Source organism: Arthrobacter sp. GmRoot5-12 (assembly GCF_059739365.1).
Genome location: NZ_AP046056.1, coordinates 3,235,985 through 3,255,043 on the forward strand (window position 1 = coordinate 3,235,985; position 19,059 = coordinate 3,255,043).

The window sequence follows — 19,059 nt, forward strand, 5'->3', positions numbered from 1 at the left end:
CACGAAATGAGCGCCCTGCTCAGCGCGGCGGAGCCCGTCACGCAGGCCCCCGTAAAAGCCCCGCCGGGTGGGCCGCCGGTTTAGAGCAACAGGCACGCTGCCGATAGTCTTGTGCCTATGTGTGGAATCGTGGGATACGTAGGCCGTCCGGTTGACGGTGCAATTAACGGTCACAGTGCCCTGGATGTTGTCCTTGAAGGACTGCGCCGCCTGGAGTACCGCGGTTATGACTCTGCCGGCGTGGCAGTGGTGTCCAAGGGCGCCATTGAGTCGCGGAAGAAGTCAGGAAAGCTGAGCAACCTGATTGCCGAGCTGGAGGCCCGCCCGTTGCCTGAGACGGTGACCGGGATCGGACACACCCGCTGGGCCACGCACGGCGGCCCGACGGACCGCAACGCGCACCCGCACCTGGCTGACGGCGGCAAGCTGGCCGTGATCCACAACGGCATCATCGAAAACTTCGCCGAGCTCAAGCTCGAGCTGCTTGAAAAGGGCGTCACGTTCCTGTCCGAGACGGACACCGAGGTCGCTGCCGCGCTGCTGGCCGACATCCTCCGAAACAAGCTGGGCGGGGACACCGCGAACGGTGGCCTGACCCGCGCCATGGAGCTGGCCTGCCAGCGCCTGGAGGGCGCCTTCACCCTGCTGGCCGTGCACGCGGACCAGCCCGACGTCGTCGTGGCCGCCCGCCGCAACTCACCGCTGGTGGTGGGCCTGGGCGAGGGGGAGAACTTCCTGGGCTCGGACGTGTCCGGGTTCATCGACTACACCCGCCGCGCGGTGGAGCTGGGCCAGGACCAGATCGTGACCATCACCGCGGACACGGTGGAGATCACCGATTTCTACGGCAACCCGGCCCAGGGCAAGGAATACCACGTGGACTGGGACCCGGCCTCCGCGGAAAAGGGCGGCTTCTCCTCCTTCATGGAGAAGGAAATCCACGACCAGCCCGACGCCGTGGCGCAGACCCTGCTGGGACGTTCGGACATCAAAGGCAAGCTGACCCTGGACGAGCTGCGGATTGATCCGGAACTGCTGAAGCAGGTCAACAAGATCATCGTGCTGGCCTGCGGCACCGCCGCCTACGCGGGCATGGTGGCCAAGTACGCCATCGAGAACTGGTGCCGGATCCCCACGGAAGTGGAGCTGGCACACGAGTTCCGCTACCGGGACCCGATCCTGGACCAGAACACCCTGGTGGTCTCCATCAGCCAGTCCGGCGAGACCATGGACACGCTGATGGCAGTCCGGTACGCCCGCGAACAGGGCGCCAAGACCATCTCCATCTGCAACACCAACGGCTCCACCATCCCGCGCGAATCCGACGCCGTGCTGTACACGCACGCCGGCCCGGAAATCGCGGTGGCGTCCACCAAGGCGTTCCTGGCGCAGATCACCGCCGCCTACCTGCTGGGCCTGTACCTCGCCCAGCTGCGCGGAAACATCTTCTCCGGCCAGATCAAGGACGTCCTCGCGGACCTGAACAAGATCCCCGCGAAGATCCAGACCATCCTGGACAACGCCGGGCCGCTGCGCGAACTGGCCCGCAGCATGGCGAACGAGAAGTCCGTGCTGTTCCTGGGCCGCCACGTGGGCTACCCGGTGGCCCTCGAGGGCGCGCTGAAGCTCAAGGAAATCGCGTACATCCACGCGGAGGGCTTCGCGGCCGGTGAGCTCAAGCACGGCCCCATCGCCCTGATCGATGAAGGCCAGCCGGTGTTCGTGGTGGTCCCGTCCCCGCGCGGCCGCGACTCGCTGCACGCCAAGGTGGTCTCCAACATCCAGGAAGTCCGCGCCCGCGGCGCCCGCACCTTGGTCATCGCCGAGGAAGGCGACGAAGCCGTCAAGGCCTACGCCGAGTACGTCTTCTACGTCCCCGAAACCCCCACCCTGCTCATGCCCCTGCTGACCACCGTCCCGCTGCAGATCTTCGCCGCGGAACTCGCGGCAGCCAAGGGCTACGACGTGGACCAGCCCCGCAACCTCGCCAAGAGCGTCACCGTCGAGTAACAGCCAGCCAATGAACAGCTGAAAGCCCCGGGCCCACTGAACCAGTCAGTGGGCCCGAGGCTTTCACCTTAACCCTGCCGTGCCAAAACCAGGTGTTTGCGCTGATGGCGGACAACCGCAATTTCCGGGGTCAAACCGCACCCTGCACCCGCTTCCGGCCAGGCGCGCCCCCGTAGAATGAAGCGCATGATCGTTGGCATCGGGGTAGACGTAGTAGACATCGAGCGGTTCGGCCGCCAGCTGGAACGGACGCCGGGCCTGAGGGACCGCCTGTTCGTGCCGGCGGAACGGGAACTGAACACCCGCTCCCTGGCAGCCAGGTTCGCCGCGAAGGAAGCCGTGGCCAAGGTCCTTGGTGCGCCCGCCGGCATGAACTGGCAGGACTGCTGGATCGGCCTCGACCATAACGGACCCACCGTCCAGGTCAAGGGGACCGTCCTTGCGGTTGCCGAGGCCAAAGGCGTCAAGCGCTGGCACCTGTCCATCAGCCACGACGGCGGCATCGCCACCGCCACGGTCCTGGCCGAAGGCTGACCAGGCAGCCGCCGCATGATCAACGCCTACACCGGAACGCAGGTCCGGGCCGCCGAGCAACCCCTCCTGGCCACCGGCCTGGGGGACGTGCTCATGCAGCGCGCCGCACACGGCCTGGCCGGCGCCGTCGTCCAGGAACTCAAGTCCCGGGGCCGCCGCCTGAGCGGTGCCCGCGTGGTGGTGCTGGTTGGCAAGGGCAACAACGGTGGCGATGGCCTGTTCGCAGCCGCCTTCCTTGCCGCCCGCGGAATGCGCACGACGGCGGTACTCACCGGCGATTCCGCCCATCCGGCTGGCCTTGCGGCATTCGAGCGCGCCGGCGGCCGGGTGCACCGGCTCACTGAATCTGCAATCCCGGGACTGGCGGCGGAAGCTGCCGCGGCCGACGTCGTCATTGACGCCGTGCTGGGGACCGGAGCGAAAGGCGGGCTGCGGGGCAGCGCTGCAGACCTGGTCCAGGCTGTCAGTGACGGCATCAGGAGCGGTTTGGTGGTGGCCTGCGACCTCCCGAGCGGCGTGGACGCCGATACCGGCGAGGCAGCCGGGCCGGTCCTTTCCGCTGACCTGACCGTGACGTTCGGGGGAGCGAAGGCCGGCCTGCTGGCGGACCCGGGCGCGGACCATGCTGGACGCGTCCTGGTGGTGCCGATCGGGATCGAGGAGCACCTGCCGCAGCCGTCCCTTCGCCGGCTGGAGGATGCCGAACTGGCCCACCTCCTGCCCCGTCCTGCACGGCGGGCCCAAAAGTACTCCCGCGGAGTGCTGGGAGTGGTGGCCGGATCCGAAGACTATCCCGGCGCCGCAGTCCTGGCGTGCCGGGGCGCCCTGGCCGCAGGAGTCGGCATGGTGCGGTACCTCGGTCCGCCGGCCGTGGCCGACCTCGTCCGGCAGTCCTGCCCTGAGGTGGTGTGCAGCACCGGGAGCGTGGCCGACAACCGGGTGCAGGCATGGCTGGTGGGCTCGGGCATGGGCCCGCAGGACCATGACCAGTTGACGCGTGCCCGCGATGCCATCGCGTCCGGACTTCCCGTCGTTGCCGACGCCGGCGCGCTGCCCGCGTTGCCGGCCATGCTCGCCCCGCACATGGTGCTGACCCCGCACGCCGGCGAGCTGGCGTCGCTGTTCCAACGCCTGGGCGGTGGGGAGGACCGGGCAGCCGTGGAAGCCGGAACCCTCGCCGCCGTACGCCAGGCCGCCAACCGTACGGGAGCCACCGTCCTGCTCAAAGGCGCCACCACACTCGTGGCGGCACCCTGGGGAGAGACCTTCAGCCAGGCGGACGGTACGCCCTGGCTCGCCACTGCAGGCAGTGGGGACGTCCTGGCCGGGGTCATTGGTGCGCTGCTCGCCCAGGCGGGGCCCGACGTCGGCCGCTTCAGTGAGGTGGGCATAGCGGCGGAGGGGCGGTGGGCCGCCATTGCCGCACTGGGCGCCGCGCTGCACGGGCGGGCAGGGCTGGCGGCGTCGGAGGCGGTGACAGGTGGTCCGATCACGGCAGGCGGCGTCGCGAATGCCATACCCGAAATTTGGGGTAAAGTCAGCATGCTTAGTAAATATGGAGCCTGGAAACGTAATAGTCACAGCCAACCACTACGGTAGGCATTAGTTCGCACCAGCAGCGGGGCGTTCCGATGCCCTCTGCTGCTGACCACAAAATGAGGAGCACGATGGAAGTCTGGCCTGGAACTGCCTATCCGCTGGGAGCGACCTTTGATGGCACCGGCACCAATTTCGCCCTGTTCAGCGAACGGGCCGAGCGGGTCGAACTCTGCCTCCTGGCTGATGACCTGACCGAAACGCGCATCGAACTGACCGAGGTGGACGGCTATGTGTGGCACTGCTACCTGCCGCACATCCAGCCCGGCCAGAAGTACGGCTACCGCGTGCACGGTCCCTACGACCCCGCCAGCGGCAACCGCTTCAACCCGAACAAGCTGCTGATGGATCCCTACGCCAAGGCCATCCAGGGCCAGATCGACTGGGACCCGGCCCTCTTCTCCTACGAATTCGGCGACCCCGACTCCCGCAACGACGCCGATTCCGCCCCGCACACCATGCACGGCGTGGTCATCAACCCCTTCTTCGAATGGGACGGCGACCGCCAGCTGCGGATCCCGTACCACGAGTCGGTGATCTACGAAGCCCACGTCAAGGGCCTCACCGAGCTCCACCCGGAAATCCCGGACGAACAGCGCGGCACCTACGCCGGCGTGGCCCACCCTGCGGTCATTGAGCACATGAAGAAGCTCGGGGTCACGGCCATCGAACTCATGCCCGTCCACCAGTTCGTCAACGACGGCACCCTGGTGGAAAAGGGGCTCAGCAACTACTGGGGCTACAACACCATCGGCTTCTTCGCCCCGCAGAACACCTACAGCGCCACCGGCGACGTGGGGCACCAGGTCCAGGAATTCAAGGCCATGGTCCGCGACCTGCACCGCGCCGGCATCGAAGTGATCCTCGACGTCGTCTACAACCACACTGCCGAAGGCAACCACCTGGGCCCCACGCTGTCCTTCAAGGGCATCGACAACCAGGCCTACTACCGCCTGGTGGACAACGACCTCAAGCACTACATGGACTACACCGGCACGGGCAACTCCCTGAACGTCCGACACCCGCACTCGCTGCAGCTGCTCATGGACTCCCTGCGCTACTGGGTCACGGAGATGCACGTGGACGGCTTCCGCTTCGACCTTGCCTCCACCCTGGCCCGTGAGTTCTACGACGTGGACAAGCTCTCCACCTTCTTCGAACTCATCCAGCAGGACCCGGTAGTTTCCCAGGTGAAGCTGATCGCCGAGCCGTGGGACGTGGGCCCGGGCGGCTACCAGGTGGGCAACTTCCCGCCGCAGTGGACCGAATGGAACGGCAAGTACCGCGACACCGTCCGCGACTTTTGGCGCGGCGAGCCCTCCACGCTTGGCGAGTTCGCCTCCCGGCTAACCGGCTCCGCCGACCTCTACGAAAGCTCCGCCCGCCGTCCAGTGGCCTCAATCAACTTCGTCACCGCCCACGACGGTTTCACCATGCGGGACCTGGTCTCCTACAACGAGAAGCACAACGAGGCCAACGGCGAGGGCAACAACGACGGCGAATCGCACAACCGCTCCTGGAACTGCGGCGTTGAAGGCGACACCGACGACGACAAGGTCCTGACCCTGCGCGCCCGCCAGCAGCGGAACTTCATCGCCACGCTGCTGCTCTCCCAGGGCGTGCCCATGCTGCTGCACGGCGACGAGCTGGGCCGCACCCAGCAGGGCAACAACAACACCTACTGCCAGGACTCCGAGCTCAGCTGGATCCACTGGGAAGCCATGGACCAGCCGCTGGTGGAGTTCACCGCCTTCGTGAACAAGCTCCGCCACGACCACCCGACGTTCCGCCGCAGCCGCTTCTTCGACGGCCGGCCGGTGCGCCGCGGCGAAGGCGAAAAGCTGCCGGACATCGTCTGGCTCAAGACGGACGGCACCGAAATGCTGCCGGAGGACTGGGGGAGCGGCTTCGGCCGCACCATCGGCGTGTTCTACAACGGCGACGGCATCCAGGAACAGGATTCACGCGGCCGGCGCATCACGGACGACAGCTTCATCATGGCCTTCAACGCCCACGACGATGCCGTGGACTTCTGCCTTCCCAACGAAGAGTACTCACAGTACTGGGAGGTCCTGATTGACACCGCGGCCCAGGCTGACGCGTATGAACCGCTCAAGGCGAAGGCAACGCTGACCCTGGACGCGAAGTCCATGGTGGTGCTGCGCGCCTACTCCGGCCCGGAAGCTGAAGTGGACACGTCCGCTGCCGCTTCACTGGCGTCCAGGGTAGAGCACGAGGAAGCCCAGGAGGAGATGGTGGAGGCCCAGACCAAGGCCGCGGAAGCGAGCGAGGCAAAGGCCGAGGAAACCAAGGCAGCCAAAGCCGAGGACGCCAAGGCTGCGAAGGCGGAGGAGACCAAGGCTGCGAAGGCAACCGAGGCATGAGGACGCCCGTCTCCACCTACCGTTTGCAGATCCGCAGCAGCTTCACCCTGTTCGACGCCGCCAACCAGGTCCCGTACCTGAAGGACCTCGGCGTGGACTGGGTGTACCTTTCGCCCATCCTCACTGCGGAAAAAGGTTCGGACCACGGCTATGACGTGACCGACCCCTCCGCCGTGGACCCGGACCGCGGCGGCCCTGAAGGGCTGCTGGCCCTGTCCAGGGCAGCGCGCGAGCACGGCATGGGCGTCCTGGTGGACATCGTGCCCAACCACGTGGGCGTGGCATCCCCTCCGCAGAACCCGTGGTGGTGGTCCCTGCTCAAGGAGGGCCGCGAATCACCCTACGCGGAAGCTTTCGACGTCGACTGGGACCTGGGCGGCGGAAAGGTCCGGCTCCCCATGCTGGGCTCCGACGCCGACCTGGACAAGCTGGAGGTCAAGGACGGCGAACTCCGCTACTACGATCACCGGTTCCCCCTGGCCGAAGGCACATACAGCGACGGTGATTCCCCGCAGGACGTGCACAGCCGCCAGCACTACCAGCTGATGGACTGGCGCCGCGCCGACGCCGAGCTGAACTACCGGCGCTTCTTCGCGGTCACCACGCTCGCCGGAATCCGCGTCGAAGAACCCTCGGTCTTCCAGGAAGCGCATGCCGAGGTGGGGCGCTGGTTCACCGAGGGCCTGGTGGACGGGCTCCGCGTGGACCACCCGGACGGCCTCGCCGATCCCACCGGCTATCTCCGCTGGCTGAAGGACCTCAGCGGCGGCGCCTACGTCCTGGTGGAGAAGATCCTGGAACCGGGCGAGGTGCTGCCGCAGGAGTTCGCGTGCGAAGGCACCACCGGATACGACGCGCTGGCGGACGTGGACCGGGTCTTTGTGGACCCCGCGGGGCAGCAGGCACTGGACGCACTGGACGCCAGGCTGCGCGGCTCCTCAGAGCCCGCGGACTATGCCGCAATGATCCGCGGCACCAAGCGCATGATCGCCGACGGCATCCTGCGCTCGGAAGTGCTGCGGCTGGCCCGACTGGTCCCGGAGTCCTACGGCCTCGCCCTGGACCAGGCAGCCGACGCCATCGCGGAGATTATCGCGTCCTTCCCGGTGTATCGTTCGTACCTGCCCGTGGGCGCCGATGTCCTCAAGGAAGCATGCGAATCCGCGGCAGCCCACCGGCCGGACCTGGAAGTGGCGGTGGGAACCCTCCTTCCGCTGCTGCTGGATCCGGCCAACGCCATCGCCATCCGGTTCCAGCAGACCTCCGGCATGGTCATGGCCAAGGGCGTGGAGGATACGGCGTTCTACCGCTACACCCGCCTTGGAACCCTGACCGAGGTGGGCGCTGAACCCACCGAGTTCGCCGTGGACCCGGAGGAATTCCACCAGCGGATGCAGCGGCGCCAGCAGGACCTCCCGCTGTCCATGACCACCCTGTCCACCCACGACACCAAACGCAGCGAGGATGCCCGGGCACGGATCTCGGTCATCGCCGAGCTGCCGCAGGAGTGGGCCGAAACGCTGGAGAGCCTTCGCGGCCTGGCGCCCATCCCGGACGGCCCGTACGAGAACCTGCTGTGGCAGGCAATCATCGGTGCCTGGCCGGCAAGCCGGGAACGGCTTCAGGGATACGCCGAGAAGGCGGCCCGGGAGGCCGGGAACTCCACCACCTGGACCAATCCCAATGAGGACTTCGAGGCCGCGGTGAAGGCCGCCGTGGACGCAGTCTTCGACGACGCCAAGGTCGCCAACGTGGTGACGGACTTCGTGGCCCGCATCGACTCCTTCTCCGCCGCCAACTCGGTTTCCGCCAAGCTGGTCCAGCTGACCATGCCCGGCGTGCCGGACGTGTACCAGGGCAGCGAGTTCTGGGAACGTTCGTTGACGGACCCGGACAACCGCCGGCCGGTTGACTTTGGTGCCCGGCAGGCTGAGTTGGCAAAGCTCGACGCCGGCACCTTGCCGGACGAGGGCACAGAGGCCAGCAAGCTCCTGGTCACCTCACGGGCACTCCGCCTGCGCCGGGACCGGCCGGAGCTGTTCCAGGGCTACACGCCAGTCCCAGCCACCGGCGCGGCTGCTGGGCACCTGCTCGCATTCACCCGCGGAACCGATGCCTCCTCCGGCGCCCTCACGCTTGCCACCCGGCTCCCCGCCGGACTGGAAGCCGGCGGCGGGTGGCGGGACACCGCCGTCGACCTTTCCACTGCCATGCGCGACGAACTTACGGGAGCCAGCTACGGGCCGGGCCCGGTTTTGGTGGCAGATGTGCTGGGTACCTACCCGGTGGCCCTACTGGTACCCGAAGATGGAGAGAAGGCATGACCCTGGTCAACGTTGGACCTGAGCGCTTCGATGTCTGGGCGCCGGACGTTTCATCGGTGGTTTTGTTGGCCGATGGCCGGCAATATCCCATGCAGAAGAAGGACACGGCGCCGGGATCGGAAGGGTGGTGGACGGCCCCCGACGCGCCCGCGGACGGCGACGTGGACTACGGCTACCTGCTGGACGGGGACACCACCCCCGTCCCGGATCCCAGGTCCCGCCGGCTTCCCGCCGGCGTGCACGAGCAATCCCGGACCTACGATCCCGCCGCCTATGCATGGCAGGATTCCGGCTGGCGCGGCAAGGACCTGCAGGGTTCCGTCATCTACGAACTCCATGTGGGCACCTTCACCCCCGAAGGAACCCTGGACGCCGCCGCGGAGAAGCTGGGCTACCTGGTGGACCTGGGCATCGACTTCGTGGAGCTGCTGCCGGTCAACGGATTCAACGGCACGCATAACTGGGGCTACGACGGCGTCCAGTGGTACACCGTGCACGAAGGCTACGGCGGGCCGGCCGCGTACCAGCGATTCGTTGACGCCGCCCATGCCGCCGGACTGGGCGTCATCCAGGACGTGGTCTACAACCACCTTGGCCCCAGCGGAAACTATCTGCCCAGGTTTGGCCCTTATCTGAAGCAGGGGGACGCCAACACCTGGGGCGACTCGGTGAACCTGGACGGGCCCGGCTCGGACGTGGTCCGCGAATACATCCTGGACAACGCCGCTCTCTGGCTGCGCGACTACCACGTGGACGGGCTCCGCCTCGATGCCGTGCACGCGCTGCGGGACGAGCGCGCGGTGCACATCCTGGAGGACCTGGGGGCTTTGGGCGACGCGATTTCAGCCGGGACCGGGCTGCCCAAGACGCTCATCGCGGAATCGGACCTCAACAATCCGCGCCTGCTCTACCCCCGTGACGTCAACGGGTACGGACTGGCCGGGCAGTGGAGCGACGACTTCCACCATGCCGTGCATGTCAGCGTCAGCGGCGAGACCACCGGCTACTACTCCGACTTCAAATCCCTGGCCGTGCTGGCCAAGGTGCTGAAGGACGGGTTCCTGCACGACGGCAGCTACTCCAGCTTCCGCGGACGCCACCACGGCCGGCCCATCAACGCCGCCCTGGTGGACCCCGCGGAACTGGTGGTCTGCAACCAGAACCACGACCAGATCGGCAACCGGGCCACGGGGGACAGGCTCTCGCAGTCCCTGTCCTACGGGCAGCTCGCCGTGGCCGCGGTCCTCACGCTGACCTCCCCGTTCACCCCCATGCTGTTCATGGGCGAGGAATACGGCGCCACCACACCATGGCAGTTCTTCACCTCCCATCCCGAACCGGAGCTCGGGAAGGCCACCGCGGAAGGGCGCATCAAGGAATTCGAGCGCATGGGGTGGGATCCCGCCGTCGTGCCTGACCCGCAGGACCCGGAAACCTTCCGCCGGTCCAAGCTGGACTGGGCCGAGGCCATCTCTGGCGACCACGCGCGGCTCCTGGAGCTGTACCGGGCGCTGACGGCGCTGCGGCGCGGGCATCCGGAACTGGCGGGGCTTGGCTTCGGCGGGACGGAGGTTTCGTTCGACGACGACGCGGGCTGGCTGCGGTTCCGGCGCGGATCCGTCGAGGTCCTGGTGAACTTCGCGGACTCGAAGGTCCGGCTGGACGAGGCCGCCGGCAGCGTGCTGCTGGCCACGGACAACGGAACCACACTGGACGGCGGGTCCCTGGAACTGGCGCCCTGGAGCGCTGCGATCCTCAAAGCCTGAACCGACGGAAGAGAGAAACTGATGACGTACATTGCAGCAGGCGACCGCTACGAATCCATGCCCTACCGCCGGGTGGGCCGCAGCGGCCTGAAGCTCCCGGCCATCTCGCTGGGACTGTGGCACAACTTCGGCGACGACAAGCGCTTCGAGGAACAGCGGGACATCCTCCGCCGCGCCTTCGACCTGGGCGTCAACCACTTCGACCTCGCCAACAACTACGGGCCGCCGGACGGGTCCGCCGAGACCAACTTTGGCCGGCACCTGCGGGACGACTTCAAGCCCTACCGCGACGAACTGGTCATCTCCACCAAGGCCGGCTACTACATGTGGCCCGGTCCCTACGGCGAATGGGGCTCGCGCAAGTACCTGATCTCCAGCCTGGACCAGTCGCTGCAGCGCATGGGACTGGACTACGTGGACATCTTCTACAGCCACCGGCCCGACCCGGAAACACCGATGGAGGAGACCATGGGTGCCCTGGACTACGCCGTCCGTTCCGGCAAGGCACTGTACGCGGGCATTTCCTCCTATACGCCGGAGCAGACCCTCGAGGCCGCCCGTATCCTCAAGGAACTGGGCACGCCGCTGCTGATCCACCAGCCCAGCTACTCCATGCTGAACCGCTGGACCGAGGACGGTTCACCCAACCTGTACGAGGTACTGGACCAGGTGGGCGCCGGATCCATCGCCTTCTCGCCGCTGGCGCAGGGCATGCTCACCGACCGATACCTCCACGGCATTCCTGACGACTCGCGGGCAGCCAAGGCGCGCTTCCTCTCGGAGGACTCCATCACCGAGGAAAAACTGGACCGGGTCCGCGGGCTGCGGAAGATCGCCCAAGGCCGGGGGCAGACCCTGGCTCAGATGGCCATCGCCTGGATCCTGCGCGACCAGCCCAAGGGCTCGCCCGTCACCTCGGCACTGGTTGGCGCCTCCAGCGTCCAGCAGTTGGAGGACACACTGTCCTCCATCAACAACCTCAGCTTCTCGGATGAAGAGCTGACCGCGATTGACGAGTTTGCGGTTGAGTCGGACATCAACCTCTGGAAGCAAAACGCCTGACGGTGATTCTCTTTACGCAGTGGGACCGGGTGCACTGCGCCCGGTCCCGCTGCGTTGGGTAGTATGAAAAGGCGCCGCGCGGCGCCGAGCCAGCCGGCCGCCGTCGTACTGTCTGCGAAGCAAACCCGGCCGGCTGACGTTTGTCCCCAAAGGAGTTCTGTGTCTTCACATCCCATCCGTGTTGCAATCGTTGGCGTGGGCAACTGCGCCGCCTCGCTGGTGCAGGGCGTCCAGTACTACAAGGATGCCGATCCCGCAGAGACTGTTCCGGGCTTGATGCATGTTGAGTTCGGGCAGTACCACGTGGGTGACGTTCAGTTCGTCGCCGCGTTTGATGTTGACGGCAAGAAGGTCGGCGTTGACCTTGCCGACGCCATCACGGCCAGCGAAAACAACACCATCAAGATCGCCGACGTCCCGCCCACCGGTGTCACCGTCCAGCGCGGCCACACCCTGGACGGGCTGGGCAAGTACTACCTCGAGACCATCGAGGAATCCACTGAAGAGCCCGTGGACGTGGTCCAGGCCCTCAAGGACGCTGCCGTTGACGTTATGGTCTGCTACCTGCCCGTCGGCTCCCAGGAAGCGGCCGAGTTCTACGCGCAGGCCGCGATCGACGCCGGCGTGGCGTTCGTGAACGCGCTGCCGGTCTTCATTGCCGGAACCAAGGAGTGGGCGGACAAGTTCACTGCCGCGGGTGTTCCGATCGTGGGCGATGACATCAAGAGCCAGATCGGCGCCACCATCACCCACCGGGTCATGGCGAAGCTGTTCGAGGACCGGGGCGTGACCCTGGACCGGACGTACCAGCTGAACGTTGGCGGCAACATGGACTTCAAGAACATGCTGGAGCGTGACCGGCTGGAGTCCAAGAAGATCTCCAAGACCCAGGCCGTGACCTCCAACGTTGAGGCCGAGCTGGCTGCCAAGGACGTGCACATCGGTCCGTCCGACTACGTCCAGTGGCTCGATGACCGCAAGTGGGCGTTCGTCCGCCTGGAGGGCCGCAACTTTGGCGACGCCCCCGTGTCGCTGGAGTACAAGCTGGAGGTCTGGGATTCCCCGAACTCCGCAGGTGTGATCATCGACGCGATCCGCGCCGCGAAGATCGGCCTGGACCGTGGCATCGGCGGCCCGCTGCTGTCCGCGTCGAGCTACTTCATGAAGTCCCCGCCGGAGCAGTTCAACGACGACCTCGCCCGCGAAAAGGTGGAAGCCTTCATCCGCGGCGACGTGGAGCGCTAGAACTCCACACCTCGTTGCCGGCGCTCCCTCACCCTCCGGGGTGGGGGAGCGCCGCCATTTAAAACGCCCCATCACTTCCTGCAGTTTTTCTGGCGACGCCCGCTCACTTTTGGCGGATTTTTCTACGACGCCCGCTCACTTTTGACGACTATTCTGGGGACGCCCGCTCGCATCTCACCGGCAAACGTTCAGTCGATCCCAGCTGAAAGTGAGCCCCGTTCAACTAGTCCCCGTTTGCGAACCCCGACGCCACCGTCGCATCCGCCACAGAGTTCTTCACGGCTCGCCTGATCTTTCTGATAGCGGCAGCGAAGCTGTCCTTCTGATCGGCCTTGTCGACGATGATGACAGTCCACCCGGCCGCTTCGAAGGCCTTGTCCCTGCGCCGATCGCTTAGTCGCTGGGCTTCCATAAGGTGATGGCCGCCGTCGTACTGGATAGCAATTCTTCGCTGCCGAAATCCGAGGTCGGCAGACGACGATCGAGGGTCTCCAGGATAAAGTGCCAGCTGCAGCTCTGGCTCCGGGAGACCAGCGTCAAACATGGCCAACCGGAGGAAGGTCTCGGGCGCGGAGTCCGATCCAACCCGCGCCAAGTCCAGTGCCTGCCGGGCACGCACAACCCCTTGAAGGTTTGGATGACGGGCAACCATGTTCCGTAGTTCCTCAATTGTTGAGTAGGCGCCCTCCCTGCCCTCCAGTTCAGGCCGGGGCAGCCGTACCAGTTGGTCCGCCATAGCCACCAAGTCTGCCAACGGCAGTAGCCGTGACATGTCCAGCCATGTCCGTGCCCGTGTGCTGATCCATATCCCCTCGACGAACTCCACCTCGCCAGGCTTCACAATGAGCCGGTGGCCGTGAATTCCTTTCCTGCGGGCTCCCGGAAGCAGCGTGGGCTTGCTTAGGTGAAGTTCATTGGAGTCGGACAACCAAGCGGGCAGGAGCGAACTCTGGAGGCGCGCCGCTGTCACATGGGAAATCCATGCGCCGGGCGTCGCCTCCGACAATGCGCGGGCAGCATGCTCGAGGCAGAAGTCCCATGCAGCAGGGCGGTAGAGGCCCCGGCTGATGTGTTCGACGTCGTTGTGACGCAGGCGGTTGTGGTCCAGTCCGGCGCTTCTTGAGCTTTCAAGCGTGAAGGGTCTGCCAGCCAGATGCACAGGCAAGGGAAGGCGGGATCGCATACTGCATTGTCATGCATATGTCGGATACCCGTGTTGAGTTATCCACAGGCCGTGCCGGTTCGCCGTTTTGCCCGACGCTCGCCGCGGAAGGGGGTGAGCGGGGGTTTGGTTTTGTGCTGCCAAAGGTGAGCGGGGGTTTGGTTTTGTGCTGCCAAAGGTGAGCGGGGGTTTGGTTTTGTGCTGCCAAAGGTGAGCGGGGGTTTGGTTTTGTGCTGCCAAAGGTGAGCGGGGGTTTGGTGTTGTGCTGCCAAAGGTGAGCGGGCGTGTCAGGTGAGGCCTACCGGGTTGCCGTCCGCGTCCACGTCCATGCGCAGGGCTGCCGGGACGGCGGGGAGGCCGGGCATGGTCATCACCGCGCCGGTCAACGCCACGATGAAGCCCGCACCTGTCTTGGGCAGGAGGTCCCGGACATGGATGGTGAAGCCCTTCGGGGCACCGAGCCGGGAGGCATCGTCCGTGAACGAGTACTGTGTCTTGGCCATGCAGACCGGGAGCCCGCTCCAGCCGTTCCGCTCGATATCGGCCAGCCGCTTCAACGCCGGAACCGAGAAATCCACGCCGTCGGCGCCGTAGATCTCCTGGGCAATGGTCCGGATCTTGTCCTCCACCGGCAGTCCCAGGGCGTAGAGGTGCCGGAAGCTGTTGGGCCCCTCCGCAGCCTGGAGGACCAACGCTGCCAGTTCGTCGCCGCCGTCACCGCCGCCGCCGCGACCCCACACGTCCGCCACGGCCGCCGCCACGCCTTCGGCAGCACACCAGGCCAGCAGCCAGTCCAGCTCCTCCTGGGAATCGGAGGAGAACCTGTTGATCGCCACCACCGGGGTGACCCCGAACTTCTCCACGTTGCGCACGTGCCGGCGCAGGTTGGCCACCCCTGTTTCGAGGGCCGCCAGGTCCGGCTGGGCCAGCCGGTCCTTGGCCACCCCGCCCTGCATCTTCAGCGCCCGCACCGTGGCCACTACCACCACGGCCGACGGCGCCAGGCCCCCGTACCGGGCCTTGATGTCCATGAACTTCTCGGCCCCCAAATCCGCGCCGAAACCGGCCTCCGTGACCACGATGTCCGCCAGCCGCCGGGCGGTCTGGGTGGCAATCAACGAATTACAGCCGTGCGCGATGTTGGCGAACGGGCCGCCGTGGACCAGGGCCGGGGTGCCGGCGATGGTCTGGACCAGGTTGGGTTTGACCGCCTCCTTCAGGAGCAGCGTCAAGGCGCCCTGCACCCCCAGGTCCGCCACCGTTACGGGTACCCGGTCGTAGGTGTAGCCGAAGGTGATCCGGCCCAGCCGGGAGCGCAGGTCCGCCAGATCCTTGGCCAGGCAGAAGACGGCCATGACCTCGGAGGCCACGGTGATGTCGAACCCGTCCTGCCGCGGCACCCCCTGCGAAGGCCCGCCCAGGCCAATGACCACTTCACGCAAGGCGCGGTCGTTCATGTCCAGCACACGCTTGAACGTCATGCGGCGGGGATCGATATTGAGCGCGTTGCCCTGGTAGATGTGGTTGTCCACCAGCGCCATCAGGGCGTTGTTGGCCGAGGTGATCGCATGGAAGTCGCCGGTGAAGTGCAGGTTGATCTCATCCATGGGCAGCACCTGCGAATAGCCGCCGCCGGTGGCGCCGCCCTTCATCCCCAGGACCGGACCCAGCGAGGGTTCCCGCAGCGCGATCATCACCTTCCGGCCGGCCCTGGCCAGGGAATCCGCCAATCCCACGGTGGTGGTGGATTTGCCCTCGCCGGCGGGCGTGGGGGACATGGCCGAGACCAGCACCACTTTGCCGTAGGGAGCCGGCGCATCGAGCTTGGCCGGATCGATCTTGGCCTTGAACCGCCCGTACTGTTCCAGGGCTTCCGGATTAACCCCCGCGGCAGCCGCGATGTCCGCAATGGGACGGATCCGGGCAGCCCGGGCTATCTCGAGATCAGAAGGGAGAGCAGACATCGTTGTCCTTTCCTGCGCAGCTTCATCCTGCCCAGTCCATTCCGGCGCCGGCAGGCGCCGGAGGCCTGCCCCTAAGCTAACAGCACCCGGGGCGCCCGCGAAGGAAAAGGAAAAGCCCATGACAGAAAAGCCGGGCGGGAAACCAGGGCAGGAACGTCACGAAGCGGGAACCACCGGGGCCAGGCGCCGGCCCACAAAATTCTCGACGGCGGCATGGTAGCTTTCCAGCGTGATGGCGGCTGTGCGCTGCCAGCCGGAGTTCTGGGCGCGGATGGCGGCGGCGCGGCCCAGTTCTTCGCGGGTGGCGGGGTCGTCGTACAGGGCTTCGAGGGCATCGGCCCAGTCGGCGGCATGGTGGCCATCCACCAGGAGCCCCGTCCGGCCGTGGAAGATGGCGCGGGACAGCCCGCCGACGCGGGTGGCCACGACGGGCGTACCGCAGGCCTGGGCCTCGAGTGCCACCAGCCCGAAGGATTCGCTGAAGGAAGGCATCACCACCACGTCCGCCGCGCGGAACCAGGACGCCAGCTCAGGTGCCTTAACCGGCGGAAGCTGCGTGACGACGTCGTCCATTCCTGCCTCCGCAACCAGGCAGCGCAGGTTGAATTCCTTGTTGCCGCTCAGGGCGCCCAGGATGGTGACGCGCAGGTCGATGTCCGGCCGGCGTTTGCGCAGCAGCGCCGCCGCCTTGACCAGGACCTGCGGGCCCTTCAGCCGTTGGATGCGGCCGGCGAACACCAGATGGAAGGTGTCCGGGCTGATGCCGTGCCGGGCCCGGGACCGCGCCCGGAATGCCGGCGTGAAGGTGGCCAGGTCCACTCCGGGCGGGGCGATGTCGATGCGGTCGTAGGTGGCGCCGTAGTGGGAAACGAGCTCGGCTGCCTCGGAGCTGGTGTTGGCGATCAGCCGTGCCGCGCCGTCCACGATGCGGTGCTCGCCCACCTCGCGCCGGCGCGGCTCCGGCTGTTCGCCTGATTCAAGGAGCAGGTTCTTGACCTTGGCCATGGTGTGCATGGTGTGCACCAGCGGCACGCCCCACAGTTCGGACAGTTCCAGCCCGGCGATCCCGGACACCCAGTAATGCGAATGGATGACGTCATAGCGGCCGTGGGGCTGCCGGCGGCGGATCTGTTCGATCTCGGCCACCATGGCGTGCAGCAACCCCGGCAGCTCCTCTTTGGGGATCTTCTTGGGCGGCCCGGCCAGGACATTGTGCACGCAGACGCCGGGATCGGGATGCTCGACAGCGGGCTGGTCGGCTGAGGTGGCGCGTGTGAAGATCTCCACTTCCACGCCCGCCTCGGCCAGGGCGGAGGCCAGCTCGCGGATATAGACGTTCATTCCGCCGGCGTCACCGGAGCCCGGCTGTTCCATGGGGGAGGTGTGGAGGGAGAGCAGCGCGACCCTGCGGATCAGTGCCACGGGACCTCCTTCCGGCCGCCGGCGGGTATCAGGGGAGCCGGCTCAGTGCGCATTCGATAAAACATTACTCCTTCCCCTAACGCCCGCCGCCCTCCCAGATCTTCCCCAAAGCCGGGAAAGCCTGCTCATAACCAGCCAGAAGCTTCGCGGCGAGGTCCGGCGAATCCACGAGCGGGTGCCGGGCGAAGGCTTCAAGGGCTGCCTCGCGGGCTCCGGTGCCGGCGGCCCGGACCACGAGCCGTTCCACCTCTTTGACCCGCTGGAGCAGCCGCAGCTGCGGGCCGTCCGGCGCCTGCTGTGGCAGGGGCACGGCGCCCCTGGCCGTCACCGTGCAGGGAACCTCGACGACGGCGTCGGCGGGGAGGCCTGGAATGGCAGGCTGGGGCGCGGGCGGGGCAGCCGTGGCGGAGGCGGGTGGGTGGCCTTCAGGTGTCCCGGCGGGTGCCGCCGTGTTCCGGGTGTTCAGGACCAGTTGGGTCTCCCCGCGGCCGGCCAGGGCCCGCATGGCCGCCAGCGCCACCCGCTCATAGCCGCCCCCGGCCAGGTCCTCCTCGGCGCGGCGCTCGCCGTCGTGCCGGGCCTCGGCCAGGTAGCCCTCTTCGCGGGAGCGCCGCGCCTCCTCCCACAGCCGGTAGGCGTCCGGCCCGGCAGCAGCCAGCCGCGGGTAGAGCTCCCGCTGCTGGCTGTGGATGGTCTCGCCCCGGGTCTGCGCCATGGCCTGCATCGCCTGCCGGGCTGCGTCGCGCTGGTAGTAGTAATACAGGTACTCGTTGGGAAGCATGCCCAGTTGGGCCAGGAACGGCTGCGGGAAAAGGCGGCCTTCCTCGAACGACTGCAGTGCGCCGGCATCCGCCAAAAGGCCACGCAGCACGTCCCGGCCGCCGGACTCCAGGCGGTACAGCCAGCCCAGGTGGTTCAGCCCGTAGTAGCCCACGCCGTCGAGCCTTCCCTCCGGCAACTGCACCCCGGCAGCGGCCGCCGCCCGCTGCACCAGACCGCCGGCAGAATCGCAGATCCCGATGACCCGGTGGCCCAGGACGGGAAGCAGCGCCTCAGTGACCATCCCGGCAGGGTTGGTGAAGTTGACCAGCCACGCGTCAGGGCAGTGCTCCCGCATCAGCCGGGCAAGGCCAAGCATCTGCGGAATGGTCCGCAAAGCGTACGAAATTCCCCCGGCCCCCGTGGTCTCCTGGCCCAGCAGCCCTAGGTCCTGCGCCACCTTCTCGTCCGCAACGCGCCCCGCTGTACCGCCCGGCCGGATCGCGGCGAACACCACGGTGGTGCCGGGCAGTGCTTCGGCAGGATCGGTGGTGGCGTGGACCGGAAGACGGGCACCATCACCCACCGGCATGCTCTCCAGCACGGCGGTGACGGCATCAAGGCGCGCGGGATCGACGTCGTACAGCACCAGCTCGGTGACCAGCCCGGCAAAGCGGCCGGACACCAGGGCCCGGTATATCAGCGGCACCCGGAAACCCCCGCCGCCGGCAATCAGAAGCCGCATACCATGCAGTGTAGGCGGGGTGTCCCGCGGCCTGTCCACGCCCGACCAAGGCCCCTACCGCAGCGGTGCGGCACGGCGTATCCTGC

At 67.0% G+C, this 19,059-nt stretch carries 12 protein-coding genes; 8 read left to right on the plus strand and 4 right to left on the minus strand.

Features of this window, described 5'->3' with window-relative positions; genetic code table 11:
- The first annotated feature begins 117 nt into the window (after nt 1-117).
- The 8 genes from glmS to AC6JAM_RS15050 all read left to right on the plus strand — a co-directional run bounded on the left by glmS (nt 118) and on the right by AC6JAM_RS15050 (nt 12,921).
- Nucleotides 118-2,010, plus strand: coding sequence for a glutamine--fructose-6-phosphate transaminase (isomerizing) (glmS, locus tag AC6JAM_RS15015; RefSeq protein WP_134163725.1), 1,893 nt, complete (start codon nt 118-120; stop codon nt 2,008-2,010).
- A gap of 186 nt (nt 2,011-2,196) precedes the next feature.
- Nucleotides 2,197-2,544 carry a holo-ACP synthase gene (locus tag AC6JAM_RS15020; RefSeq protein WP_013601780.1) on the plus strand — a complete coding sequence of 116 codons (348 nt, stop codon included), beginning with the start codon at nt 2,197-2,199 and terminating at the stop codon, nt 2,542-2,544.
- 15 nt (nt 2,545-2,559) lie between these two features.
- Entirely contained in the window at nt 2,560-4,143 is a 1,584-nt protein-coding gene (locus tag AC6JAM_RS15025) for an NAD(P)H-hydrate epimerase (protein WP_497935189.1), read from the plus strand.
- Nucleotides 4,144-4,211: 68 nt separating this feature from the next.
- Nucleotides 4,212-6,524: a glycogen debranching protein GlgX gene (glgX, locus tag AC6JAM_RS15030; RefSeq protein WP_018769184.1), complete on the plus strand. Its 2,313-nt coding sequence runs from the start codon at nt 4,212-4,214 to the stop codon at nt 6,522-6,524.
- Nucleotides 6,521-8,848: a malto-oligosyltrehalose synthase gene (gene treY / locus AC6JAM_RS15035; protein WP_223992239.1), complete on the plus strand. Its 2,328-nt coding sequence runs from the start codon at nt 6,521-6,523 to the stop codon at nt 8,846-8,848. The genes glgX and treY overlap by 4 nt, the downstream gene beginning before the upstream one ends.
- Nucleotides 8,845-10,614, plus strand: coding sequence for a malto-oligosyltrehalose trehalohydrolase (gene treZ, locus AC6JAM_RS15040; protein WP_497935190.1), 1,770 nt, complete (start codon nt 8,845-8,847; stop codon nt 10,612-10,614). Before treY ends, treZ begins: the two co-directional genes overlap by 4 nt.
- 21 nt (nt 10,615-10,635) lie before the next feature.
- Complete coding sequence (gene mgrA, locus AC6JAM_RS15045) at nt 10,636-11,676, plus strand: L-glyceraldehyde 3-phosphate reductase (RefSeq protein ID WP_223992231.1); 1,041 nt, start codon at nt 10,636-10,638, stop codon at nt 11,674-11,676.
- 159 nt (nt 11,677-11,835) lie between these two features.
- Nucleotides 11,836-12,921: an inositol-3-phosphate synthase gene (locus AC6JAM_RS15050; RefSeq protein ID WP_018769188.1), complete on the plus strand. Its 1,086-nt coding sequence runs from the start codon at nt 11,836-11,838 to the stop codon at nt 12,919-12,921.
- A 223-nt stretch (nt 12,922-13,144) separates the two neighbouring features.
- Here the strand turns inward: AC6JAM_RS15050 and AC6JAM_RS15055 are convergent, their stop codons facing one another.
- The 4 genes from AC6JAM_RS15055 to AC6JAM_RS15070 all read right to left on the minus strand — a co-directional run bounded on the left by AC6JAM_RS15055 (nt 13,145) and on the right by AC6JAM_RS15070 (nt 18,973).
- Entirely contained in the window at nt 13,145-13,747 is a 603-nt protein-coding gene (locus tag AC6JAM_RS15055) for an endonuclease domain-containing protein (RefSeq protein ID WP_497935191.1), read from the minus strand.
- A gap of 623 nt (nt 13,748-14,370) precedes the next feature.
- Nucleotides 14,371-16,047 (minus strand): formate--tetrahydrofolate ligase, encoded by a 1,677-nt coding sequence (locus AC6JAM_RS15060; RefSeq protein WP_223992222.1) that lies wholly within the window; start codon nt 16,045-16,047, stop codon nt 14,371-14,373.
- Nucleotides 16,048-16,203: 156 nt separating this feature from the next.
- The gene (mshA, locus tag AC6JAM_RS15065) at nt 16,204-17,469 is read right to left on the minus strand and encodes a D-inositol-3-phosphate glycosyltransferase (protein ID WP_223992220.1); all 1,266 of its coding nucleotides are present in this window, start codon (nt 17,467-17,469) and stop codon (nt 16,204-16,206) included.
- A 76-nt stretch (nt 17,470-17,545) separates the two neighbouring features.
- On the minus strand, nt 17,546-18,973 hold the full coding sequence (locus tag AC6JAM_RS15070) for a family 4 glycosyl hydrolase (protein WP_497935192.1): 1,428 nt from the start codon (nt 18,971-18,973) through the stop codon (nt 17,546-17,548).
- Nucleotides 18,974-19,059 lie beyond the last annotated feature (86 nt).

Coding starts and splice junctions, on each gene's coding strand:
- treZ (WP_497935190.1), top strand. CDS start 8,845: ATGACCCTGGTCAACGTTGGACCTGAGCGCTTCGATGTCTGGGCGCCG.
- AC6JAM_RS15070 (WP_497935192.1), bottom strand. CDS start 18,973: ATGCGGCTTCTGATTGCCGGCGGCGGGGGTTTCCGGGTGCCGCTGATA.
- glgX (WP_018769184.1), top strand. CDS start 4,212: ATGGAAGTCTGGCCTGGAACTGCCTATCCGCTGGGAGCGACCTTTGAT.
- treY (WP_223992239.1), top strand. CDS start 6,521: ATGAGGACGCCCGTCTCCACCTACCGTTTGCAGATCCGCAGCAGCTTC.
- mgrA (WP_223992231.1), top strand. CDS start 10,636: ATGACGTACATTGCAGCAGGCGACCGCTACGAATCCATGCCCTACCGC.
- AC6JAM_RS15020 (WP_013601780.1), top strand. CDS start 2,197: ATGATCGTTGGCATCGGGGTAGACGTAGTAGACATCGAGCGGTTCGGC.
- AC6JAM_RS15025 (WP_497935189.1), top strand. CDS start 2,560: ATGATCAACGCCTACACCGGAACGCAGGTCCGGGCCGCCGAGCAACCC.
- AC6JAM_RS15060 (WP_223992222.1), bottom strand. CDS start 16,047: ATGTCTGCTCTCCCTTCTGATCTCGAGATAGCCCGGGCTGCCCGGATC.
- glmS (WP_134163725.1), top strand. CDS start 118: ATGTGTGGAATCGTGGGATACGTAGGCCGTCCGGTTGACGGTGCAATT.